This is a genomic window from Novilysobacter longmucuonensis (assembly GCF_046600735.1).
GTDB classification, from domain to species: domain Bacteria; phylum Pseudomonadota; class Gammaproteobacteria; order Xanthomonadales; family Xanthomonadaceae; genus Novilysobacter_A; species Novilysobacter_A longmucuonensis.
The window spans coordinates 169,446-193,163 of the sequence record NZ_JBJMAW010000005.1 but is presented as its reverse complement, the minus strand read 5'-3'; the positions used below and the strand labels follow the sequence as shown (position 1 = coordinate 193,163).

Here is a 23,718-nt window from a genome sequence, read left to right as displayed (position 1 = left end):
ACGCTGTGCCAAGGTCGCCGGGTCGGCCGGGTCCGGCTGCCCGATCGTTCCCATGCCTGCGTTGAACGTGCTCACCATGAACGCCCACATGGGCTTTTCGCTGTTCAAGCGCCGCTTCGTGCTGCCCGAACTGCGCGAGGCGATCCGCAGCGTGTCGGCCGACGTGGTGTTCCTGCAGGAGGTGCTCGGCGCCCACGCGCGGCATTCGCTGCGCCACGCCAATTGGCCGCAAGGGCCGCAGTACGAATACCTGGCCGATACGATCTGGCCGCAGTACGCCTACGGGCAGAATTCGGCCTACCCCGACGGCCACCACGGCAATGCGCTGATGTCGAAGTTCCCGATCGTGCGGCAGGAGAACCGCGACGTATCGGTGCACGGACACGAGGGCCGCGGACTGTTGCACTGCGTGCTCGATCCGCCCGGGCAGTCCACGCCGCTGCACGCGATCTGCGTGCATCTGGGGCTGCGCGACGCCCACCGCCGCCGCCAGGTGGACCTGTTGTGCCGGATGGTGCAGGAGGAGATACCCCCGGCGGCTCCGTTGATCGTCGCCGGCGATTTCAACGACTGGCGCTTGAAGGCGCATCAAAGGCTGCTGCGCTGCGGCCTGCACGAGGTGTTCGCACGCGCGCACGGGCGCCCGGTCCCGACGTTTCCCGCGAGTTGGCCGTTGCTGCCGCTGGACCGGATCTACCTGCGCCACCTGCATGCCGGACATTGCGACGTGCTCTCGTCGCGGCCGTGGTCCCACCTGTCCGATCACGCGCCGCTGCTGGCCGGACTCTGCGCATGAGCGGCGGCGCGCCGGCCACCAGAGACGATGGGGGCACGCCATGGCGCAGCGGCAACCGCGTGCGCCTTCTGGAAAACGGCGAGGCATTCTTCGCCGCCGCGTTCGAGGCCATGGCGCAGGCCAGTGAGGAGGTGTTGCTGGAGACCTTCATCCTGTTCGAGGACAAGGTCGGCTGCACCCTGCAGCAACACCTGATCGACGCGGCCAGGCGCGGCGTGCGGGTCGAGGTGCTGGTCGACAGCTGGGGTTCGCCGGATCTTTCGGCGGCGTACCTGTCGGCGCTGACCCGCGCCGGGGTGCGCTTCCGGGTGTTCGATCCGCACCGCAGGTTCCTCGGCAAGCGCCTGCACATGTTCCGCCGCATGCACCGCAAGATCGTGGTGGTCGACGCCACGCGCGCATTCGTCGGCGGCATCAACTATGCGGCCGATCATCTCGAGGAGTTCGGGGTGACCTCCAAGCAGGACTACAGCGTGGAGCTCGAGGGGCCGGTGGTCAGCGACATCCGCGACCTGGTGCAGTCTGCGATCGACTCGCGCGGCACCGGTGAATCTTGGCGGCCGCGTACGCATGCCGATGCCGGCCAGCGGCGCGCCGGCGAGGCCGAGGTGCTGTTCGCGGTGCGCGACAACGGGCCTCACAGCACCTCCATCGAGGACCAGTACCGGCATGCGATCCGCCAGGCGCGCGAGCAGATCGTCATCGCCAATGCCTACTTCTGCCCCGGCTATGGCCTGCTGCGCGAGTTGCGCGATGCGGCGCAGCGCGGGGTGCGGGTGACCCTGGTCCTGCAGGGGCAGGCGGACATGGCGATCGCGCAGTTCGCGGCCCGCTCGCTGTACCGCATGCTCATGGCCAGCGGCATCCATATCTGCGAGTACCACGAGCGCCAGTTCCACGGAAAGGTCGCGCTGATCGATGGCGAATGGGCGACGGTGGGCTCCAGCAACCTGGACCCGCTGAGCCTGTCGCTGAACCTGGAGGCCAACGTCTTCATCCGTGATGCGAACTTCAACCGGCAGCTGCGCGACCACCTGTCGCGGCTGATGCACGCGCACTGCCGCAAGGTGGACGCCGGGCAGGTGCCGCGCCGTCGAATGTGGCACACGCTGGTCACGCCGGTGGTGTACCACTTCCTGCGGCGCTTCCCGGCGTGGGCCGGACTGCTGCCGGCGCATACGCCGAGGAAGCTCGCCTCACCGGGCCCGGCGCCAGCGCCGGGCCCGGATGCGAGGGGCTGAGGTGGTCGGCGACCACCCGTGGCGCAAGCACCTGGGGGCGGTCGTGGCCGCGATCTTCCTGCTGGTCGTGGCGGTGCTGCTGGTGCGTTATGCGCGCACGCTCGACTGGGACGAGGTGACCGCCGCGCTGACCGGCTATGGTGCGGCGCAACTGGCCGCGGCCGGCGTCGGGGTCGCCGTCAGCTACCTGCTCTACGGCAGTTACGATCTCGCCGCCCGCGCCTACAGCGGCCATGGCCTCTCGCGGCGGCGCGTGGTGCTGATCGCATTCATCAGCTATGCATTCAACCTCAACCTCGGCGCGCTGGTCGGCGCGGCGGGCTTCCGCTACCGGCTGTACTCGCGGTCGGGACTGGACCCGGCCACCATCGGGCGCATCTTCGGCTTCAGCGTGGTCGCCAACTGGACCGGATACGCGCTGCTGGGTGGGGCATTGTTCGCGCTGGGTGTGGTGGCGCTGCCACCGGGATGGGAGCTGGGCGCAGCCGGTTTGCGCGTGGTCGGCATCGCGATGTTGATCGCCGTCGCCACCTACCTGCTCGGCTGCGTGGTGTGGCCACGGCGTACCTGGATCGTGCGCGGGCATTCCGTCCAGCTGCCGTCGTTCCGGCTCGCCTTGCTGCAGGTGTTGCTGTCGTCGGCCAACTGGCTGGTCATCGCGGCGATCCTGGATACCCTGCTGCCGGCCGGCATTCCCTACCCCACCGTGCTGGGCGTGCTGCTGCTCGGCGCAGTCGCCGCCGCGGCCACCCATGTGCCGGCCGGGCTGGGGGTGCTGGAAGCGACGTTCCTGGGATTGCTCGGCGCGAGCATCGGCCAGGCCGAGGTGCTGGCCGCGCTGCTGGCGTACCGCGCGCTGTACTACCTGGGCCCGCTGCTGGTTGCCATCGCGCTGTATCTCGGCTTCGAAGCCAGGGCCAGGACTGGCTCGGCTGCGGAGCCTTGATGCCGTGGCGCAGATCGGCGCGGGAGCGGATCCTTTCCTGCGTTCAGGACGACATATTTGAGCGCGGCTGGCTCACCGGCGTGGCGGCAATCGACCTTTGATCGCGGCTGAAGCCGCTCCTACACCAGCGCCCCAGCGTCACCTCTACAGGCCGAACGGCCACGTGTCGGGCATGCTTTCGCCTTCGCCTTCGCCTTCGCCTTCGCCAGCAGCGTCGCCGTCGTCCAGCGGCTCGACTGCGCGGGTGCGGTCGAACCAGACATAGGCGTCGAACTGCTGCGCCAGGGTGGCATGGGCGTAGTGGCTCCAGCGCTCGGTATCGGGCAGGTAGATCACGCCGATGAAGCGTTCCAGCCGCGGCTCCAGCAGGGCTTCGCGTAGCTCGGGGTGGCGGCCTTCGCGCAGGTCGACCAGGCACGCGGGGTGCCCGGCGTCATGGAAGGCGCGTTCAACGCTGCCCGGCAACGATGGATTGATCGGCATCACCTGCATCGGCGCGCCCCAGTCGCTGGCCGCCGCCACCGTGCCCTCGTGCGTACCGAAGCCGACCAGCGCGGCGCGATCGCCGAACTTTTCGCGGCACAGCTGTCCGACATTCAGCTCGCCGCGCAGGCGCCCCATGTCGGTATGGCGGGCATCGCCGATGTGCGAATTGTGTGCCCAGACCACCGCCTTGCGGTTCGGGTCGCTACCGAGCAGCTGCATCAGGGTGTCGAACATGTGGCGGTCGCGCAGGTTCCATGATTCGGCCGCGCCGTAGTACATCGCCCGGTAGTAGGCCTCGGCGTTGCTGACCAGGCGCGCGTTCTGGGTGGCGTCGAACAGACCGTCGCGGGGCATGCCGTCATGCAGCCCGTCATGGCCGATGTCATCGCCGCCGCGCTGATGGTCACTGAGCTGGCGTTGCAGCAGCTCGCCCAGTATTTCGAGCACGGCTTGTTCGCAGGCCGCGTGCCCCGTACTCAGTGCCACCCGCCCGTATTCGGCCGGCTCACCGGCCCACGGCGTGAGGCAGCCGTAATGCTTGCGCGCGAGGCGGGCGGCGTCGGGGTCGACCCGGTCCAGGTATGCGATCACCGCGCGGATCGAGCCGTACATGCTGTACAGATCGAGCCCGTGGAAGCCAGCCTGGGCGCCCGGATCGTGGCCGGCGTTGTGCCCGCGCAACCAACGTACGAAGGTCGCGACCTCACGATTCCGCCACATCCACGTGGGAAAACGCTGGAACGGAGGCTCGGCGTCTGGCCGAGGCGGCAGATGGCGGACGTGCCGGTGCACCGATGCCGCGTCGGGCCAGTCGGCCTCGACCGCGACGATGTTGAAGCCATGCTGCTCGATCAGCCGTCGGGTGATCGCATCACGCGCGCGGTAGAACTCGGAAGTGCCGTGGCTGGCCTCGCCCAGCAGCACCACGCGGGCGTCGCCGAACCGGTCGAAGGCCTGGCCGAACGTAGTCTCCCCGGAGCCACAGCCCTCCGCCGCCGTGCAGCCCGGCAATGGGGGCAAGGGCTCGGCCGCTGCACGGATCAGCGCGCTCACGTCCACGGCGTACCGCCTCGTGCCGGTGGGGCTGGCGCGTCGTCCCAGCCGTACGTGCCGATCAACGGCACGAACATCACCCCGCCAAGGTCGACCTGCTGGTAGCGGCCGTGCTCGCCGCGGGTGACCTTGACCAGCCGCTGCGCACCGCTCCTGTCGCCGACCGGCATGACCAGGCGTCCGCCGATGACCAACTGCTCACGCAGCAGCTCCGGCACCCTCGGGCCGCCGGCGGCCGCCAGGATCGCGTCGAACGGGGCCTGCTCGGGCCAGCCGCCGGTGCCGTCATCGGTGCGGACCTCGATATTGTCGTAGCCCAGTTCGGCGAAGCGTTGCCGCGCAAGCGCGGCCAGCTCGGGCAGCCGCTCGATCGTGTAGACCTGCTGCGCGATCGCGCCCATCACCGCCGCCGCGTAACCCGAGCCGGTGCCGATCTCCAGCACCCGTTCGCCCGGCGCCAGCCGCGCGGCGTCGATCATCAACGCGACGATGTAGGGCTGCGAGATGGTCTGGCCGCCTTCGATCGGCAGCGCCGAGTCCTCGTAAGCGTACTCGCGCACCTCGTCCGGCACGAACCGCTCGCGCGGGACCACGCGCATGGCCTGGAGCAGGTGCCGGTCATCCAGGCCGCGCCGCGCGATCTGAAACTCCACCATCTGCTCGCGTTGTTCGGTGGCATTCATTGGTTGGTGAGCGCCAGAGATACCGCGTGATCGTGGATCAGGTGCAATGAAACAGGTGTCAAGCTGGGGGATTGTTCGGCTTGGGCGAAGAGCAAATCCCCCCTGCCCCCCTTTTTCAAAGGGGGGAACTGCACGGCTCTCTCCCTTCGCACTGCTCCCTCCTTTGCACTGCTCCCTCCTTTGAAAAAAGAGGGTTGGGGAGGATTTGCTTCTGCTGTTGCTGTTGCTCCAAAAGAAAAAACCCACGAAAGAGTTTCCGGCGGGCGTAAAAACTGCACCCGCCGACGCGAGGACCGACCCCTTGCGGCCCGGTCGGTCACTGGCACGGCTCTTGCGCGTTCTGTCCTGAATGCCGGTGGCATCGAGACGATCCGCCCCGGCCACGCCCGACACCGACAGGAGCCCGCTATGAAGGGTCACCGCCACTTCCACACCGAGACGCCGTTCGGCCAGTTCGCCAGCCACGAACCGCGCCGCCGCGACGAGGATCCGCGGGGCTACAGCGATCCGGTGTTCCGCGACGAACCGGCATCGTTCCGCTACGAGGACGACGGCGACCACCAGCGCGACCAGGGCGACCACCTGCCCCGCCTTTTTGATGACCGCCTCGGCGGTCGTTCCGGCCCGCGCACCCGTGCCGGCCAACGCAGCGGCGGCCCACACGAACGTCCGCACGGAGACGACGAGCACCACAACAGCATCGCCGCCGACTATGCGCGACGCATCGCCAACGTATTCAAGGAGGACAGCGACCAGGTGCACCCCGCCGGTGAATATCCGCGCGAAAGCCACCGCGGCCGTGGGCCGAAGAACTACCGCCGGTCACAGGCCCGGGTCATGGAAAACATCCACGAGAGCCTGACCATGGACCCGGATGTCGACGCCACCGACATCAGAGTGGCATGCGACGAGAACACCATCACCCTCAGCGGCCAGGTCGCCGAACGCTGGATGAAGCACCGCGCCGAGGACATCGCCGCCAGTGCCGCGGGCGACCTGCAGATCGACAATCGCATCGAGGTCACGCGCTCACCGCGCCGATGACGATGCCGGCAACGCCGGTGCCGGCGCGCAGGTGCCCGCATCGCGGCCCGCGCCCATCCCGTTGGCTCAGCCGTCCGAGCCCTGATCTGGCAGCACGAACCGGAACGTGGCGCCCTCGCCCTCCCGGCCCTCGGCGCGGATGCTGCCGCCATGGCGTTCGACGATGCGCTTGACCGATGCCAGTCCGATGCCGTGGCCGGGGAACTGGTCCTGTGAATGCAGCCGCTGGAACGGCCGGAACAACTTGTCGACGTATTCCTGCGAGAAACCGGCGCCGTTGTCGCGCACGAAATATTCCACCTCGCCCGCTGCGGTCGGCTCCGCGCCCAGCTCGATGCATGCATCTTCCCGCCCGCGGGTGAACTTCCATGCGTTGCCGAGCAGGTTGTCCAGCAGGTTGCGCAGCAGCGCTGCATCGCCCTCGACCTGCAGTCCGGGCGCGATGGTCAGCGCCGGATGGTGGTCGCGCTCGGCCGCACGCAGCTCCTCGGCCACGTCGGCAGCCATCCGGCTGAGGTCGACGCACTCCACCTTGAGCTCGCTGCGGGTCACCCGGCTCATCTTGAGCAACGCATCGATCAGTTCGCCCATGCGGCCGGCAGCCTTGCGCACTCGCGCCAGGTAGCTTTGTCCGGTGCTGTCGAGCGCGTCGCCATAGCGTTCGGCCAGTGTGCGACTGAAGCCGTCGATCGCGCGCAACGGCGCGCGCAGGTCGTGCGACACGCTGTAGGCGAAGGTCTCCAGTTCCTGGTTGGCCTGGCTCAACTCGCGCGTGCGAATCGCCACGCGCGCCTCCAGCGTACGGTTGAGCGCATGCACACGAGCCTCCGCACGCAGGCGCTCGGTGACGTCCTCGACCTGCACCAGGCCGGTGACGTCCTGGCCGACATTCCCCGGCACCGGCGAATGGGTCAGCTGCGCGTGCCGCGGCAGGCCGCCCTCGCGGTGCAGCCGCCGGGTGTAGCGGCGCACCCCCCGCTCGTCGGTGACGCGGGGGCTATTGTGGTCGCCACGGATCGCTTCGTCGGTTTCGGTGTCCTCGAACAGGCCGTCGAACTGCTCGCCCACCAGAGCCTCTGGATCGCGCCCGACGATGCCGCCCAGCGCCGGGTTCGCCTCGACGATGCGGCCTTTGCTGTCCAGCAGCGCCTCGCCGACCGCCGAGTGGTGCATCGCGCTGCGGAAGCGCAGCTCGCTGCGGCGGTAGTCCTCGGTCATGCGCGCGGCCAGCTTGTGTGCCCGCGCCTCGGTGTGCGCCAGCATCCAGGCAATGGCGTACAGCAGCAGCGAGGCGAAGATCCCCAGCGCGAGCGTCTGCTGCAGCCGTTTCAGGCGCGGCGCGGCAATCGCCAGCGGCGGGGAGTCGAACTCCAGGCGCCAGGTGCGGCCATAGGCCTGCAGTTCGGACGAGTGGCGGAATGCCGGGGGGTCCTCGGGGGCCGGCTCCGAAGTGGTGAACAGCAGCTTGTCGATCCCGTCGGTGGTGTCGTAGATTCTGAAGCGCTCCTCCCGCAGGCGGTGGTCGATCGCGGTGGCGACGAAGCCCTCCATCCGGAACGGCATGTAGACCCAGCCCTGCATCGACTGCCGCCGCGCCGCCTCCGAGCTCGGCGAATCGCCGGTGCGGTACACCGGCAGGTACAGCAGCAGGCCGGTGGTCGAACGATGGACGCCGTCCTGCACCAGGTGCACCGCGCCGGACAACCGCGGCAGTCCGGACTCCAGCGACGCCTTCATCGCGGCATGGCGGGTGGGCTCGGAGTACATGTCGTAGCCCATCGCGGAAAGGTTCTCCATGCTCCTGGGCTCCAGGAACAGGATCGGGCCGTAGTGAGGACGGACCCCGCGCGGGGCGACTTCGAGCATGCCGTAGCCGGAATCGCGCCATTCCAGTTGCAGTTCCGGCAGTCGCGAATGGCTCACATACCCCGCGTAACCGAGCCCGACCAGCCCCGGAAACCGCGTACCGATGTCCATGCCGTCGGCGTAGGCCTGCCATTGCTGGGGGCTCGGCCGGGCCACGGTCGCGAACAGCGCCGAGCCGCCCCTGAGGACCAGCTCGTAGTTGACCAGCCGCTCGCCCAGCAGGTCGCGGACCTCATTGGTCTGGCTGACGAAGCGGGCTTCGGCGGCGTCGGTTTCGCGCTCGGCGGCACTGCGCCACATCGTCAACACGATGAACAGCGAGCCGATCAAGACCGCCAGGGCCCAGACATGGCCGCGGCTCGGCCTGGTACCGGCCGGCCGGGGCTGGGACGTGTCGATCGAGTCGGCCGGAGCGTTCATCGCCGGCAAGGATACAAGCAGGCGCTGAATAGGGTTTTCATCAAGTGGAACCCGATACCTGAACCCGGAGCGATGGGTGCAAAGCCGCCGCTTGAGTCCCCCGCCAACGCGCCTATACTGGCGCGGTCACAGCGGAATCGTTCTCCCCGGGGGTGCACTGGCTTCGACGGGGGTCGCGAAATCACTTGGCGCATGCCGAGGGGGTAGCTTTCCTCGTAAATCCAGCTGCAAACTTTTAGTTGCCAACGACGACAACTACGCACTGGCCGCTTAAGGCCTAAGCCCCGAAATCGCTTGTGTCCGTGCTCGCGACGTAGGGTCATCATCACGGAATCGCCGGGAGTGGCTGCCTGCCAGCACCCGGTTAACCTATAGCAGGCTGGTCCGCCGATGCGCTTCGCGCACCGTGCTGTCGGTGGACGAGATCCAACGGTGAGCTAAGCATGTAGTGCCGGGGATGGAGTGCCTTCGGACGGGGGTTCAATTCCCCCCACCTCCACCAACAACGAAACCCCAACCGTTCTCGGTTGGGGTTTTTTCTTGCCTGTTCGCGCCGGTTCCCGCGTACTCGTGCGGGTTCCTGCAAACGCTGCGGACTTCGATTGGCCGCCAGTCGCCAGACTCGCACCGCATTCGCTTCATGGCGCCAGTTGGCCGGCGTGCTGTCGGACGAAAACCGGGCACTGCTGCGCCTGATTCAGGAGAAGCAGTCGCGCACGGTACAGGCGCTGGCCGAACTCTCCGGCCGCGCGGCCAGCAACCTGTCACGCGCGCTGCGCAATCTGGAGGACTCGCCAAGGTGCAGAACAAGTTGCATTACGCCATCCACGGCCACACAGCAGCCGAGTTGATCGTGCAGCGCGCCGACAGCCGTAAACCGCACATGGGCCTGACCTCATGGGAGCGCGCACCAGACGGCAAGGCCCTCAATTGTGCAGGCACATGGCAGTTCCCCGGAGCTGTCGTCCGGATTGGATATAAGGCCGGTGCGCACCCGCTCCAGCATCGATCCTGAACACGTGGCACTCACCTTGAGCTGGCTAACGTGCCCACGGCGAGGGGATCGGCGGGATTCCCCAGGAGAGGTCCGATGAACGCCGAACTGATGCTCGAGGTCTCCGCGCTGCTGTTCCTGGTCGCCGCGCTCGGCGGCGCCACCATGGCCGCCATCCGGTTCGGCGGCAAGCACAACCCTCCGGCCTGGCTGGCGATGCTGCACGGTTTCCTCGCGGCGGCCGGGGTGACGTTGCTGGCCTATGCGGCCTTCGCATTCGGCGTTCCGGCTATGGCGCAGGTAGCCCTGGCGCTATTCCTGGTGGCCGCGATCGGCGGCGCGGTGCTGAGCTTGCGCTACAAGTGGAACCGGCTGCTGCTTCCTGCATGGCTGGTGGTGCTGCACGCGACCGCGGCGGTGCTCGGCTTCCTGCTGCTGCTGGCGGTGGTCCTGCTCGGCACCGACGGCTGAGCACCACGTGGGGGCTTGACGGCCCGCTTCAGTCGTCGGTGGTCGCCGCGATCGCCGGTGACTGGGGCGCGGCGCGTCGGGTGGAGCTGGTGCTGCCCGAGACCGGCGTGTGCGTGACCCACTTTGCCGATGAGGACGCGGTGGCGGTTGCCGCATCGTGTTGCGGAACGCCGGCGAGTCTGGATGGATTCGCGGTGCCTGTGCGTGCCTCTGGCGCGGTGATTGCTTCGGATGTGGCAGTCGTTCCCAAAACGTGCCGGCGGCGTCAGGCTGTTGCGGAGGGCCCGCACCCGCGGGGATCGAGGCTTGTTGCGTGCGCGATGCGGAGGCCAAGGCCGCGGGGGCTCGGGGTGCGGTTGCGGCCCGGGTGAAGAGGCTGCAGAAGCTCCGCGCTACGTATCACCGTAGAGCGGGTTTTCAACCCGCCGTATTGGCGTCTGCCCCCTGTAGGAGCGGCTTCAGCCGCGATCGGGAATAGACGTACCGACGCTGATTCATGATCGCGGCTGAAGCCGCTCCTACGGGTTCCGGTCGACCCGGCCGCGCATGCGGCCACTGCACCACGTTGACACCCCCTGTAGTTAAGTCGGTCCCTGCAGACGTGGCGCCTGCCGCTTTGCAGACTGGCGATCGCGCGTTCCCGCGCGTTCTGCCGACAAGACTCAACGACCAGGACGCCCGATGAATCGCGCCAGCCCACCACGCGCCTGCTATATCCGCCCGTCGCTGCTCGGCCCCGTCGACCAGCTCGGGCCACTGCTGGATCGGTGTGCCGCGCTGGGCTTCAACACGGTCGTGCTGCCCTGCCCGTTCGTACAGGACGAGGCGTGGGTGCAGGCACGGCTGGGCGATGTGGAGCGGCTGGCGCCGGTATTGGGCGGCGGCAAGGCTGCCGAGGGGCTGGCGCGCCTCAGTGCGCTCGGGCGCGAGCGCGGGTTGTGGATCGTCTTGGACGTGCGCCTGGACCAGGTGGCCGGCGACGCGCCGGTGGTCACGGCCATGCCGCACCGGTTCCGGCCGCACCGCACGATCGACGGCGCCCTGCCCGACCCGCGCCGCACGCCCGAAACCGCCGGCGCGGCGATCGCGCGCTTCGGCGACGAGCCGGACGAGCTGACCGACTGGTGGCGCAAGCAGCTGTCGCGCTGGTGCGACGCCGGCATCGCGGGCTTCCGTTGCCTGTGGCCGCAGCGGGTGCCGCCGGCACATTGGCGCTCGCTCATGAGCGGGGTGCGCGCGCAGCGGGAGGCGGCGTTCTGGGCGTGGACGCCCGGTCTTGCGCCGCAGGAGCTGCTGGCGCTTGGCGACTGCGGATTCGACGCGGCGTTCTCTTCGCTGGCGTGGTGGGACTTCCAATCCTCCTGGTACCTGGAAGAGGACGCCCGGTTGCGCCGGTTCGCCGCGGCGATTGCCGTCGTCGACGACCCGCTGCCGCAGGATGCGCCGCCCGCCGGCGGCGACATCGAGTCACGGCAACGCGCGCGCGCGCGCGCCATCGAATTCGCGGCCGCGACCGGCGACGGCCTGCTGATCGCACTGGAGGAGGACAACGGGGAGAAGCTCGACCGCGCCATCGTCCAAGCCAATGCGACCCTCGCCGAGCGAGCGCCGTCGCGCCGCAACAGCCTGCGGCCGCTGTTGATGGGCAGCACCGGTCCGGCGCGGGCGTGGCTGGTCGAGTCCCTTGCAGCCGGGCAATCCACGCCGGCGCAAGCGTCCGCTTCGCCCGCTGGCACACAAATGCTCCTGGTCAACAGCGACGCCAGCCACATCGCCACGGTCGCGACCGCGGAACTGCTGCGCAACGCCGCCGGATTCGGATCGTTCGCACCGCTGCGGCCGCCGGAGGGCAGCCGCATCGATGCCGCCGCCAGCGTCGCGCTGGAGCCGGCCGAGGTACGGGTGTATGCCGCCGAGGCTGCCGCGCCGGTGCTGATCGCGGCCAAGGCCACCCAGCCGATCGCCAAGGCCGCGATCGCCCCGCGGATCGCGATCGAGCACATCAGCCCGAGCGTCGACGGCGGCCGCTTCGCGGTCAAGCGCACCGTCGGCGAGCGCGTGACCGTGCAGGCCGACATCTTCTGCGATGGCCACGACCTGCTGGCCGCCGCGGTCCTGTGGCGCGCGTACGGCGAGCGCCGGTGGCAGTGCGCGCCGATGCGCCAGCTCGGCAACGACCGCTGGTGCGGCGAGTTCACGCTCGGCCGGCTGGGCCGCCATGAGTTCACCGTCGAGGCGTGGCGAGACGTGTTCGCGACCGCGCGCATGGACCTGGAGAAGAAGCGCGCGGCCGGCAAGCTGACCGCGCTGGACGTGAGCGAGACCTGCCAGCTGGTGACCGCGGCCGCCGCCACGAGCGCCGACGCGGCGCTGCGGACGCTCGCCGGACAGCTGAAACAGGCCGAGGACGAGAGCCAGCGTACTGCGCTGCTGGTGGCGCCCGAAACGGCGCAGGCCATGACCCGCGCCGACGGCAAACCGTTCCTGACGCGCTGCGCCACGGTGTTTACTATTGATGCCGAACGGCGCGGGGCCGGCTACAGCAGCTGGTACGAGCTGTTCCCGCGTTCGCAGTCGGCGCCCGGCACCGGCGGTGAGCCGCAGCCTCACGGCACCTTCGACGACGTCATCGCGCGCCTGCCGGGGATCGCCGCGATGGGGTTCGATGTGCTGTACATGCCACCGATCCATCCGATCGGGCGGATCAACCGCAAGGGCCGCAACAACTCGGTGACCGCCGAGCCCGGCGAGCCCGGCAGTCCGTATGCGATCGGCGCAAAGGAGGGCGGGCACGACGCGATCCATCCCGAGTTGGGCACGCTGGATGACTTCCGCCGGCTGGTCGCCGCCGCGGCGGGGCAAGGGCTGGAGCTGGCGCTGGATTTCGCCATCCAGTGCTCGCCCGATCATCCCTGGCTGGACGAGCATCCGGACTGGTTCGCGTGGCGCGCCGACGGCTCGATCCGCTACGCCGAGAACCCTCCCAAAAAATACGAGGACATCGTCAACGTCGATTTCTATGCCGACGGAGCCGTGCCCGATTTGTGGCTGGCGCTGCGCGACGTGGTGGAGTTCTGGGTCAACGAAGGGGTGCGGCTGTTCCGGGTCGACAACCCGCACACCAAGCCGTTTCCCTTCTGGGAATGGATGATTGGCGATATCCGCGCGCGTCATCCGGACGTGGTGTTCCTGTCGGAGGCGTTCACCCGCCCGAGGCTGATGTACCGACTGGCCAAGATCGGGTTTTCGCAGTCCTACACCTACTTCACCTGGCGCAACGACAAGGCCGAGCTCACCGCCTACCTGCAGGAGCTCGCCGACGGCGAGGCGCGCGACTACTTCCGCCCGCACTTCTTCGTCAACACGCCCGACATCAACCCGACGTACCTGCAGACCTCCGGCCGCGCCGGGCATCTCGTCCGCGCCGCGCTGGCGACCACGCTGTCGGGCCTGTGGGGCATGTATAGCGGTTTCGAGCTGTGCGAGGCCACGCCGCTTGCGTCCGGCAAGGAGGAGTACCTGGATTCGGAGAAGTACCAGCTGCGCGCGTGGGATTGGCAGCGGCCGGGCAACATCATCGCCGAGATCACCCGGCTCAACCTGCTACGACGCTTGAACCCGGCGCTGCAGACGCACCTGGGCGTGAGGTTCTACAACGCGTTCAACGAGCACATCCTGTACTTCGGGAAGCGACGCACCGAGCACGAGGACATGATCCTGGTCGCGGTGAACCTCGATCCGCACGCCGCGCACGAGGCCGATTTCGAGCTGCCGCTGTGGGAGTGGGGCCTGCCCGACGATGGTGCCCTGCAGGTCGAAGACCTGTGGCGCGGCACCCGCAGCGTATGGCGCGGCAAGATGCAGCGCATGCGGCTGGACCCGGGTGATCTGCCGTTCGCGATCTGGCGGGTCGGCCCGCCCCGGGCGGAGGTCGCGTGAACGCCGCCACCATCACACCAGCCGCGGACACCGCGCCACACCAGGCCGCCGGTAACGACGGCATTGCGCACGACCCGCTCTGGTTCAAGGACGCGGTGATCTATCAATTGCACGTCAAGTCGTTCTTCGACTCCGACGACGACGGCATCGGCGACTTCGCCGGGCTGATCGGCAAGCTCGACTACATCGCCGGGCTCGGGGTCAACACCCTGTGGCTGCTGCCGTTCTACCCCTCCCCCCGGCGCGACGACGGCTACGACATCGCCGAGTACTGCGCGGTCCATCCCGACTACGGAACCATGGAGGACGTGCGCGGCTTCATCGACGAGGCCCACCGGCGCGGGCTGCGGGTGATCACCGAGCTGGTGATCAACCACACCTCCGATGAGCACCAGTGGTTCCAGCGCGCGCGCCAGGCCGAGCGCGGCTCGCCCGAGCGCGACTACTACGTATGGTCCGACACCGATCATGCGTTCGCCGACACCCGCATCATCTTCTGTGACACCGAGAAGTCGAACTGGACCTGGGACGCCGTCGCCGGCCAGTACTACTGGCACCGGTTCTACTCGCACCAGCCGGACCTGAACTTCGACAACCCGCAGGTGCTCGAGTCGGTGCTCGGGGTGATGCGGTTCTGGCTCGACCTGGGGGTGGACGGGCTGCGCCTGGACGCGGTGCCGTACCTGATCGAACGCGAGGGCACCAGCAACGAGAATCTGCCCGAGACCCACGCGATCCTCAAGCGCATCCGCGCCGAGGTCGACGCGCATTATCCCGATCGTCTGCTGCTGGCCGAGGCCAACATGTGGCCCGAGGATACCCAGCAGTACTTCGGCGACGGCGACGAATGCCACATGGCGTTCCACTTCCCGCTGATGCCGCGCATGTACATGGCGATCGCGCGCGAAGACAGGTTCCCGATCAGCGACATCATCCGCCAGACCCCGGATATCCCGGCCAGCTGCCAGTGGGCGATCTTCCTGCGCAACCACGACGAGCTGACCCTGGAGATGGTCACCGACAGCGAGCGCGACTATCTGTGGCAGACCTACGCCGCCGACCACCGCGCGCGCATCAACCTGGGCATCCGCCGCCGCCTGGCGCCGCTGCTGGAGCGCGACCGCCGCCGCATCGAGCTGATGAATTCGCTGCTGCTGTCGATGCCCGGCACGCCGGTGCTGTACTACGGCGACGAGATTGGCATGGGCGACAACATCCACCTGGGCGATCGCGACGGCGTGCGCACCCCGATGCAGTGGTCGATCGACCGCAACGGCGGTTTCTCGCGCACCGATCCGGCGCGGCTGGTGCTGCCGCCGCTGATGGACCCGCTGTACGGGTTCCAGACCATCAACGTCGAGTCCCAGGAGCGCGACCGGCACTCGCTGCTCAACTGGACCCGGCGCATGCTCGAGGTGCGCAACCGCTACCAGGCGTTCGGCCGCGGCAGCCTGAGCTTCCTGTACCCGCGCAACCGCAAGATCCTGGCCTACCTGCGCGAGCACCACGGCCCGGCCGGCGACGAGGTGGTGCTGTGCGTGGCCAACCTCTCGCGCACCCTGCAGGCGGTCGAACTGGACCTGTCGATGTTCGAGGGACGGGTGCCGGTGGAGATCATCGGTGGCACCTCGTTCCCGCCGATCGGGCAGCTGTCCTACCTGCTGACCCTGCCACCGTACGGCTTCTACTCGTTCCAGCTGGTCGGCGAGGCGCACATGCCGGACTGGCACGTGCCGCCGCCACAACCGATGCCGGAGTACCAGACCCTGGTGGTGCGCGGGCCGCTGGACGGTGGCGGGCTGCTCGACAAGTACCAGGGCCTGCTCGAGCGCGACGTGTTGCCGGTGTACCTGGCCAATCGCCGCTGGTTCGCGGCCAAGGACAAGACGATCGCCGAGACCCTGATCGCGTATGCGCTGGCGCTGCCCGGCAACGGCGGCGACGTGTTGCTGACCGAAGTCGAGGTGGCGTTCGCATCAGGCAAGGGCCGGGACAAAAACCAGGACAGCGAGCGCTACCTGCTGCCGCTGGGCATCGCCTGGGAAGCCGAGGACCTGCCCGCCCTGCCCCAGCAGCTGGCCCTGACCCGCGTGCGCCGCGGCCGCCACGTCGGGTTCCTGACCGACGCGTTTGCGGTGGAGTCGCTGGCCGACACCGTCGTCACGGCGCTGCGTGACGGCACCTGCCTGACGATTGCAGCGCATGCACCGGACGGGGCGAATAAATCGGACGCCGAAATCCGGTTCGAGGCGACCGACCGCCTCGCCCAGGTCGAGTTCGCGGACGACGCCGAGATCCGCTGGCTGTCGGCCGAGCAGTCCAACAGTTCGCTGATCATCGGCAACCATGCGGTGCTCAAGCTGGTCCGGCGCATCGCCGCGGGCATCAATCCTGAAACCGAGATGGGCCGCCGGCTGACCCAGCTCAACTTCCCCAACATCGCGCCGCTGCTCGGCGAGGTCGTACGGGTCGACAGCGACGGGGTGCCGGCCACGCTGATGGTGCTGCAGGGCTTCCTGCAGAACCAGGGCGATGCCTGGCGCTGGACCCTGGACCACCTGCAGCGCTCGTTCGACGAGTACCGCCTGACCGGCCCCGGCGAGGAGCGCCACGACGAACTGCTGGCCGGCTACGACGCCTTCGCCACCGCGGTCGGCGCCCGCCTTGGGCAGTTGCACCAGGCGCTGGCGACGCCGACCGACGATCCCGCGTTCGTGCCGGAGACCGCCGGCGGCGGCCACGTCGATGCCTGGGCCGACTCGGCGCGCGAGCAGCTCCAGCGCGCATTCGCGGCGCTCGAGGCGGTGCCGGGCGAGCACGACGCCCACGGGGATGCCGGGCGGCTGCGCACGCTGCGGCCGCAGCTCGACGCGCTGCTGGGGCGCCTGGCCCAGGCCGCGCCGGGCGCGCTGTTGACCCGCATCCACGGCGACTTCCATCTGGGCCAGATCCTGGTGGTGCAGGACGATGCCTATTTCATCGATTTCGAGGGCGAGCCAGCGCGCTCGCTGGCGCAGCGTCGCGCCAAGACCAGCCCGCTGCGCGACGTCGCCGGGTTCCTGCGATCGATCGACTACGCCGCGGCGGTGCTGGTGCGCGGCGAGGACGGGGTCACCCCGATCGCCCACGAGCGGCTTGATGAGTATCTGCAGAATTTCCGCGGACGTGCCAGCGAGCGCTTTCTTGGTGCGTACCGCGAGGTGGTGAGCACTGCGCCGACGCCGTGGGTCGGCCCCGATGCGATGACGCCGCTTACCGCGCTGTTCCTGATCGAAAAGGCGGCCTACGAGATTGCCTACGAGGCGGCGAATCGGCCCGGCTGGATCGGCGTGCCGGTGCGCGGGTTGGCCGACCTGCTCGAAGGTCTTCTGCAGGAGGCGCGACATGACTGAGCGCAGCCGCACACCCGCCGGCGCAACGCGTCCGGACGCGCCCACGCCGGCCGAACTGATGACCGACCGCGAGGCCCTGCAGGCGCTGGTGCAATCACGCCATGGCGATCCGTTTGCGATCCTCGGCCCGCATCGCGTCGATGGAGTGCGCGTGCTGCGGGTGTGGATGCCGGGTGCGCAGCGAATGGAGGCAATCGGGCGGGTCGGCAGCGCCGCGCTTGATCGTCATCCCCGCGGAGGCGGGGATCCAGCGACTTCAGAGGGCCTGCACGTGTCGGCGCGCGTGGCTCCCGAGCGAAAGTCGCTGGGTTCCCGCGTTCGCGGGAATGACGAGGATGGCGGGCAGGACGGTAATGGCGGTAGTGGCGGTAGTGGCGGTAGTGGCGGTAGTGGCGCTAATGAGCGGACTGACGGTTGGGAGGAGGCACTGCAACCCACCGACCAAGCCGGATTCTTTGTTGGCACCATTCCGGATGGTCCCTACGCGCTGCGCATCCACTGGCCCGACGTTGTCCAGCAGACCGCAGATCCCTATTCCTTCGGCGTCCTGCTCGGCGACCTAGACCTGCACCTGATTGGCGAGGGCCGTCACCTGCACCTGGCCGACAGCCTCGGTGCGCACGTGCAGAGCATCGACGACGTCGATGGGGTGCGCTTCGCGGTGTGGGCGCCCAATGCCAGACGCGTGGCGGTGGTCGGCGACTTCAACGGCTGGGACGGCCGCCGCCACCCGATGCGGCTGCGGCCCTCGGTCGGGGTGTGGGAACTGTTCCTGCCGGGAGTCGCGGCCGGCGCGCACTACAAGTACGAGATCCTCGCCGCCGACGGCACTCATCTGCCGCTCAAGGCCGATCCGCTGGCACGCGCCACCGAGTGCCCGCCGGCCACCGCCTCGGTGGTCGCCAGCGCCGAGGCGTTCGCGTGGAGTGATGAAGCCTGGATGGCGCAGCGTGCCCAGCACAACGCGGCGGCCGCGCCGCAATCGACCTACGAGGTACACGCCGGCTCTTGGCTGCGCCTCGATGACGGTGGCACGCCCGATTGGGATCAGCTGGCCGACCGCCTGATCCCGTATGTCGCATCGATGGGCTTCACCCACCTGGAGCTGCTGCCGATCACCGAGCATCCGTTCGGCGGCTCCTGGGGCTACCAGCCGCTCGGCCTGTTCGCACCGAGCGCTCGCTATGGCTCGCCGGAGGGATTCGCGCGCTTCGTCGACCGCTGCCACCGCGAGCACATCGGCGTGATCCTGGACTGGGTGCCGGCGCACTTCCCCTCCGACGCCCACGGCCTGGCGCGCTTCGACGGCACCGCGCTGTACGAGCACGCCGACCCGCGTGAGGGCTTCCACGCGGACTGGAACACGCTGATCTACAACCACGGCCGCCACGAGGTCAGCGGGTTCCTGATCGCCAGCGCGCTGGAGTGGCTGCAGCGATACCACGTCGACGGCCTACGCGTGGATGCGGTCGCCTCGATGCTGTATCGCGACTACAGCCGCCCGGCCGACGAGTGGATCCCCAACGTGCACGGCGGCCGCGAGAACTACGAGACCATCGCCTTCCTGCGCCGGCTCAACGAGGTCGTAGCCTCGCACTGCCCCGGCGTGGTGGTCATCGCCGAGGAATCCACCGCCTGGCCCGGCGTGACCGCGCCGGTCGCCGCCGGCGGACTGGGCTTCGGCTACAAGTGGAACATGGGGTGGATGCACGACACCCTGGGCTACATCGGCCGCGATCCGATCCACCGCTCGCACCACCACCACGAGCTGACGTTCGGCCTGCTGTACGCGTTTTCCGAGCGCTTCGTGCTGCCGATCTCGCACGACGAGGTGGTGCACGGCAAGGGCTCGCTGCTCGGGCGGATGCCGGGCGACCATTGGCAGCGGTTCGCCAACCTGCGTGCCTACCTGGCGTTCATGTGGTCGCATCCGGGCAAGAAGCTGCTGTTCATGGGCTGCGAGATTGCGCAGGTGCGCGAGTGGAACCACGACGCCCAGATCGACTGGCACCTCCTCGATGACCCGTCCCACCGTGGCATCCAGCAACTGGTGCGCGACCTCAATGCGCTGTACACCGGCACGCCCGCGCTGCACGCGCGCGATGCCGAAGCCGAAGGCTTCCAGTGGATCGTCGGGGATGACAGCGGCAACAGCGTTTTCGCGTTCCTCCGGCACGGGCGCGACGGCGATGCGCCGGTGCTGGCGGTGTTCAACCTGACCACGCAACGCCATGCCCACTACCGCATCTGCGTGCCGCGACCGGGCCACTGGCGCGAATTGTTCAACAGCGACGCGGCCGAGTACGGCGGCAGCGGCGTGGGCAACCTCGGCGGCCTCAAAGCCGAGGCCATCGCCAGTCATGGGCATCGGCACAGCGTGTCGCTGTCGCTGCCACCGCTGTCGGCCCTGCTGCTGGCGCCGGAGAGTCGCTGATGCCGACCCTGCCCGACCGGATCGAGCGCGGCCGGCCCTACCCGCTGGGCGCGTGTTCGGACGGCACCGGCACCAACTTCGCGGTGTTCTCCGAGAACGCGTCGGCGCTGGAGCTGTGCCTGTTCGAGGCCACCGGCCGGCGCCAGATCGGGCGCTACATGCTGCCGGAATTCACCGACGGCATCTGGCACGGCTACCTGCCCAGCGTGCGCGGCGGTCAGCTGTACGGCTATCGCGCGCACGGGCCGTACCAGCCCGAGCAGGGCCACCGCTTCAACCCGCACAAGCTGCTGGTCGACCCCTATGCCCGGATGCTGCACGGCCAGGTGCGCTGGACCGATGCGCTGCACGGCTACCGGCTGAACTCGCCGCGTGCGGACCTCTCGTTCGACCGCCGCGACAGTGCCGCGGCGGTGCCCAAGTCGATGGTGGTCGATGACCACTTCCATTGGCGCGGCGACCGCCATCCAGCGGTGCCGTGGGAACGTACAGTCATATACGAGGCCCACCTGCGCGGGCTGACCCAGCGGCTCGAGCACGTGCGCCCGCACGAGCGCGGCACGTTCGCGGCGCTGGCCGACCCACGGCTGATCGACCACCTCCTGCGGCTGGGCATCACCAGCATCGAGCTGCTGCCGATCCACGCCTTCGTGCAGGACCGGCGGCTGGCCGAACTGAAGCTGCGCAACTACTGGGGCTACAACACCCTGGCGTTCTTCGCGCCCGAGCCGGGTTACGTGCTCGAGCGCAACCTGCACGAGATCCGCCATGCGGTGCAGAGCCTGCACCAGGCCGGCATCGAGATCGTGCTCGACGTGGTTTACAACCATACCTGCGAAGGCAACGAACTCGGCCCGACGCTATCCTTCCGCGGGCTCGACAACGCCAGCTACTACCGCCTGCTGCCCGACAACCCGCGCCACTGCATCAATGACACCGGCTGCGGCAATACGCTCAATACCTCGCACCCGCGCGTGATCCAGCTGATCATGGATTCGCTGCGCTACTGGGTCGAGGAGTTCCACATCGACGGCTTCCGCTTCGACCTGGGCGTGGCGCTGGGCCGCGAAGCGCACGGCTTCGATCCGAACGCCGGCCTGTTCGATGCGATCCGGCAGGACCCGGTGCTGGCGCACGTGAAACTGATTTCCGAGCCCTGGGACCTCGGCCCCGGCGGGTATCAATTGGGCAACCATCCGCCGGGCTTCGCCGAATGGAACGGCCAGTTCCGCGACGATGTGCGCCGCTTCTGGAAAGGCGACGAAGGCCTGCGCGGCGCTCTTGCCGAGCGGCTGCAGGCCTCGGCCGAACTGTTCGATTACGGCGGCCGGCGGCCATGGGCGTCGGTGAACTTCCTCACTGCACACGACGGTTTCACCCTGCACGACCTGGTCAGCTACAACCACAAGCACAACCAAGACAATGCCGAGCAAAACCGCGACGGACACGACGACAACGCCAGCTACAACTGGGGCGCCGAAGGCGAGACCGACGACCCGGCGATCCTGGCCCAGCGCGAGAAGATCAAGCGGGCACTGCTCGCGACCCTGCTGCTCTCCCACGGCACCCCGATGCTGCTCGCCGGCGACGAGTTCGGCCGCACCCAGGGCGGCAACAACAACGCGTACTGCCAGGACAACGAGATCTCGTGGCTGGACTGGTCGCTGCTCGACACCGAGCCCTCGCGCGAGCTGCTGGCGTTCACCTCGCGGCTGGTCGCGCTGCGCCAGGCGCACTTCACCCTGCGCCTGGCGCGCTTCGTGCACGGCGAGAACGAGCCATGGCCGGGCGTGCACGACCTGGCCTGGTTCGACGAGCGCGGGCATCTGATGACCCAGGGCGCCTGGGACAACCCGCAGGGCCGCCTGCTGACGGTCCGGCGCGCGGCCACCCACCACGACGGCCGCATCGAGGTCAGCCTGCTGCTGATCAACGGCAGCCAGAAGGATCGCGAGTTCCGGCTGCCGGGGCCGCCCTTGCCGTGGCTGGCGTTGCTCGACAGCGCACAGCCGCAGGCGGTGGAGCAGCGCGTCGACGGCGCTGATGGTGCGCTCACCGTCGGCGCGCAAAGCGTGCGCCTGCTGGTCGCGCGCCCATCGGCCCCAGCGGCGCGCGAATGAGCCGGTTCGTCCACGAGCTGCCGTTCGGCGCGCAGTGGGCGGCGGCGCAGGCGCGGTTCCGGGTGTGGGCGCCGAGTTGCGGGCGCCTGTCGGTGCGCATCGATGACGGCGACGCAATACCGCTGTCGGAGGCCGGCGACGGCTGGTTCGAAGCACGGATCGATTGCGCGGCGGGCGCACGCTATCGCTACGTACTCGAGGATGGCAGCGCCGTGGCCGATCCGGCCGCGCGTGCGCAGGACGGCGGCGTGGACGCTGCAAGCCTGGTGGTGGATCCGGCGCACTACTCGTGGCAACACGCCGACTGGCGCGGGCGGCCGTGGGCGGAGGCGGTGATCTACGAGCTCCACGTCGGCGCGTTCGGCGGCTTCGCCGGCGTGCAGGCCCGGCTGCAGGAGTTAGCCGCGCTGGGCGTGACGGCCATCGAGCTGATGCCGATCGCGCAGTTCCCCGGCGAGCGAAACTGGGGCTACGACGGTGTGCTGCCGTTCGCCCCGGCCGCGTGCTACGGCACGCCAGACGAGCTCAAGGCGCTGGTCGACGCTGCCCACGGCCACGGGCTGATGGTGCTGCTGGACGTGGTCTACAACCACTTCGGCCCCGACGGCAACGTCATGCCGCGCCTGGCGGCACCATTTTTCAGGGATGACGTCGACACGCCCTGGGGTCCGGCGATCGACTTCCGGCGCCCGCAGGTACGCGACTTCTTCGCCCAAAATGCGCTGTATTGGCTGATGGAGTACCGCTTCGACGGCCTGCGCCTGGACGCGGTGCATGCGATCACCGAGCGCGACTGGCTGCCCGAGCTCGCCGCGAAGATCCGCGCCACCGTGGAGCCCGGCCGACACGTGCACCTGGTGCTGGAGAACGAGCACAACGACGCCGGGCTGCTGCAGCAGGGTTTCGATGCACAGTGGAACGACGACGCCCACCACGTCCTGCACGTGCTGCTGACCGGCGAGCGCGACGCCTACTACGCGGACTACGCCGACGACCCGACCGCCGGCCTGGCCCATTGGCTGGGCGAGGGTTTCGTCTACCAGGGACAGCCCTGCGCGTACCGCGACGACGCCCCGCGCGGCCAGCCCAGCGCCCACCTGCCGACCAGCGCGTTCGTGAATTGCCTGCAAAACCACGACCAGATCGGCAACCGAGCGCTCGGCGAGCGACTGTCGACACTGGCCGATCCGGCCGCCCTGCGCGCGGCGACCGCGCTGTTGCTGCTGACACCGCAGATCCCGATGCTGTTCATGGGCGAGGAATGGAATTCGCGGCAGCCGTTTTTGTATTTCACCGATCACCACGGCGAGTTGGCCGAAGCCGTGCGCGAAGGCCGCCGACGCGAGTTCACTCGGTTCCCGGCGTTCCGCGATCCGGCGCGTCGCGAGGCGATTCCCGATCCCAATGCGCCACGGACGTTCGCAAGCTCGATCCCGGACTTCGAGCAGTCGCGGTCGGATGAGGACTCGGCGCATCGTGCGTTCGTCCAGCACCTGCTTCGGCTGCGGCGCGAGGAGATCGTCCCGCGCCTGCCGGGAACCCGTTCAATCGGCGTCGATGTCCTGGCTCAAGGCGCGGTGCACGCGCGCTGGCGCATGGGCGATGGCAGCGTCCTGTCGGTGCTGGTCAACCTGGGCGCCGGGTCGATTTCGCACGCGCCGCCCGGCACGGGGCGCGTGCTGTATGAAACCACCGCCGGCGCCACCGATGACGCCCGGCGCGGCGAGCTTGCTGCGCACACTGTGGTGGCGTGGCTGGCGCCGGACGGCACAGCCGAGGTGACGCCGTGAGAATCGTTCCGACGCCGTCCCCGCAAAGGCCGTCATCCCTCCG

15 protein-coding genes and 1 other RNA gene are annotated in these 23,718 nt (G+C 68.8%); 13 read left to right on the top strand and 3 right to left on the bottom strand.

Features of this window, described 5'->3' with window-relative positions:
- Window positions 1–52: 52 nt before the first annotated feature.
- From ACJQWM_RS07565 to ACJQWM_RS07555, 3 genes are read left to right on the top strand one after another with little or no spacing between them, the layout of a single operon-like run.
- Window positions 53–796, top strand: a complete 744-nt coding sequence (locus ACJQWM_RS07565) for an endonuclease/exonuclease/phosphatase family protein (protein ID WP_332702695.1) — start codon at window positions 53–55, stop codon at window positions 794–796.
- Window positions 793–2,037 carry a cardiolipin synthase ClsB gene (clsB, locus tag ACJQWM_RS07560; RefSeq protein ID WP_332702693.1) on the top strand — a complete coding sequence of 415 codons (1,245 nt, stop codon included), beginning with the start codon at window positions 793–795 and terminating at the stop codon, window positions 2,035–2,037. The genes ACJQWM_RS07565 and clsB overlap by 4 nt, the downstream gene beginning before the upstream one ends.
- Window position 2,038: 1 nt before the next feature.
- On the top strand, window positions 2,039–2,983 hold the full coding sequence (locus tag ACJQWM_RS07555) for a putative bifunctional lysylphosphatidylglycerol flippase/synthetase (RefSeq protein WP_332702691.1): 945 nt from the start codon (window positions 2,039–2,041) through the stop codon (window positions 2,981–2,983).
- Window positions 2,984–3,127: 144 nt separating this feature from the next.
- Here ACJQWM_RS07555 and ACJQWM_RS07550 read toward each other — a convergent pair whose 3' ends face one another.
- Window positions 3,128–4,522 (bottom strand): erythromycin esterase family protein, encoded by a 1,395-nt coding sequence (locus ACJQWM_RS07550; protein ID WP_332702689.1) that lies wholly within the window; start codon window positions 4,520–4,522, stop codon window positions 3,128–3,130.
- Complete coding sequence (locus ACJQWM_RS07545) at window positions 4,519–5,205, bottom strand: protein-L-isoaspartate(D-aspartate) O-methyltransferase (protein WP_332702687.1); 687 nt, start codon at window positions 5,203–5,205, stop codon at window positions 4,519–4,521. Before ACJQWM_RS07545 ends, ACJQWM_RS07550 begins: the two co-directional genes overlap by 4 nt.
- Before the next feature lie 408 nt (window positions 5,206–5,613).
- Between ACJQWM_RS07545 and ACJQWM_RS07540 the strand changes: the two genes are divergently transcribed.
- Window positions 5,614–6,249 (top strand): BON domain-containing protein, encoded by a 636-nt coding sequence (locus tag ACJQWM_RS07540; RefSeq protein WP_332702685.1) that lies wholly within the window; start codon window positions 5,614–5,616, stop codon window positions 6,247–6,249.
- 66 nt (window positions 6,250–6,315) lie between these two features.
- Here ACJQWM_RS07540 and ACJQWM_RS07535 read toward each other — a convergent pair whose 3' ends face one another.
- On the bottom strand, window positions 6,316–8,535 hold the full coding sequence (locus ACJQWM_RS07535) for a CHASE domain-containing protein (RefSeq protein WP_332702683.1): 2,220 nt from the start codon (window positions 8,533–8,535) through the stop codon (window positions 6,316–6,318).
- 148 nt (window positions 8,536–8,683) lie between these two features.
- Here ACJQWM_RS07535 and ssrA point away from each other — a divergent pair.
- The 9 genes from ssrA to treZ all read left to right on the top strand — a co-directional run bounded on the left by ssrA (window position 8,684) and on the right by treZ (window position 23,675).
- Window positions 8,684–9,037: a transfer-messenger RNA gene (gene ssrA / locus ACJQWM_RS07530) on the top strand.
- A gap of 157 nt (window positions 9,038–9,194) precedes the next feature.
- The gene (locus tag ACJQWM_RS14245) at window positions 9,195–9,386 is read left to right on the top strand and encodes an HVO_A0114 family putative DNA-binding protein (RefSeq protein WP_502361721.1); all 192 of its coding nucleotides are present in this window, start codon (window positions 9,195–9,197) and stop codon (window positions 9,384–9,386) included.
- Entirely contained in the window at window positions 9,335–9,550 is a 216-nt protein-coding gene (gene rhuM, locus ACJQWM_RS14230; RefSeq protein WP_441004837.1) for a RhuM family protein, read from the top strand. The genes ACJQWM_RS14245 and rhuM overlap by 52 nt, the downstream gene beginning before the upstream one ends.
- Window positions 9,551–9,625: 75 nt before the next feature.
- Entirely contained in the window at window positions 9,626–10,000 is a 375-nt protein-coding gene (locus ACJQWM_RS07520; RefSeq protein WP_332702679.1) for a hypothetical protein, read from the top strand.
- A gap of 681 nt (window positions 10,001–10,681) precedes the next feature.
- Entirely contained in the window at window positions 10,682–13,939 is a 3,258-nt protein-coding gene (locus ACJQWM_RS07515; RefSeq protein ID WP_332702677.1) for an alpha-1,4-glucan--maltose-1-phosphate maltosyltransferase, read from the top strand.
- 11 nt (window positions 13,940–13,950) lie between these two features.
- Window positions 13,951–17,331, top strand: a complete 3,381-nt coding sequence (gene treS, locus ACJQWM_RS07510) for a maltose alpha-D-glucosyltransferase (RefSeq protein ID WP_411306751.1) — start codon at window positions 13,951–13,953, stop codon at window positions 17,329–17,331.
- Window positions 17,324–19,765, top strand: coding sequence for a 1,4-alpha-glucan branching protein GlgB (glgB, locus tag ACJQWM_RS07505; protein ID WP_332702675.1), 2,442 nt, complete (start codon window positions 17,324–17,326; stop codon window positions 19,763–19,765). The genes treS and glgB overlap by 8 nt, the downstream gene beginning before the upstream one ends.
- Entirely contained in the window at window positions 19,765–21,885 is a 2,121-nt protein-coding gene (glgX, locus tag ACJQWM_RS07500) for a glycogen debranching protein GlgX (RefSeq protein ID WP_332702673.1), read from the top strand. The genes glgB and glgX overlap by 1 nt, the downstream gene beginning before the upstream one ends.
- Window positions 21,882–23,675 (top strand): malto-oligosyltrehalose trehalohydrolase, encoded by a 1,794-nt coding sequence (gene treZ, locus ACJQWM_RS07495; RefSeq protein WP_332702671.1) that lies wholly within the window; start codon window positions 21,882–21,884, stop codon window positions 23,673–23,675. The genes glgX and treZ overlap by 4 nt, the downstream gene beginning before the upstream one ends.
- The last annotated feature ends 43 nt before the right edge of the window (window positions 23,676–23,718 follow it).

Excerpts from the sequence above, each read along its gene's own strand:
- ACJQWM_RS07515 (WP_332702677.1), top strand. The coding sequence starts at position 10,682 with ATGAATCGCGCCAGCCCACCACGCGCCTGCTATATCCGCCCGTCGCTG.
- glgX (WP_332702673.1), top strand. The coding sequence starts at position 19,765 with ATGCCGACCCTGCCCGACCGGATCGAGCGCGGCCGGCCCTACCCGCTG.
- glgB (WP_332702675.1), top strand. The coding sequence starts at position 17,324 with ATGACTGAGCGCAGCCGCACACCCGCCGGCGCAACGCGTCCGGACGCG.
- ACJQWM_RS07540 (WP_332702685.1), top strand. The coding sequence starts at position 5,614 with ATGAAGGGTCACCGCCACTTCCACACCGAGACGCCGTTCGGCCAGTTC.
- ACJQWM_RS07545 (WP_332702687.1), bottom strand. The coding sequence starts at position 5,205 with ATGAATGCCACCGAACAACGCGAGCAGATGGTGGAGTTTCAGATCGCG.
- treZ (WP_332702671.1), top strand. The coding sequence starts at position 21,882 with ATGAGCCGGTTCGTCCACGAGCTGCCGTTCGGCGCGCAGTGGGCGGCG.
- ACJQWM_RS07565 (WP_332702695.1), top strand. The coding sequence starts at position 53 with ATGCCTGCGTTGAACGTGCTCACCATGAACGCCCACATGGGCTTTTCG.
- clsB (WP_332702693.1), top strand. The coding sequence starts at position 793 with ATGAGCGGCGGCGCGCCGGCCACCAGAGACGATGGGGGCACGCCATGG.
- ACJQWM_RS07535 (WP_332702683.1), bottom strand. The coding sequence starts at position 8,535 with ATGAACGCTCCGGCCGACTCGATCGACACGTCCCAGCCCCGGCCGGCC.
- ACJQWM_RS07520 (WP_332702679.1), top strand. The coding sequence starts at position 9,626 with ATGAACGCCGAACTGATGCTCGAGGTCTCCGCGCTGCTGTTCCTGGTC.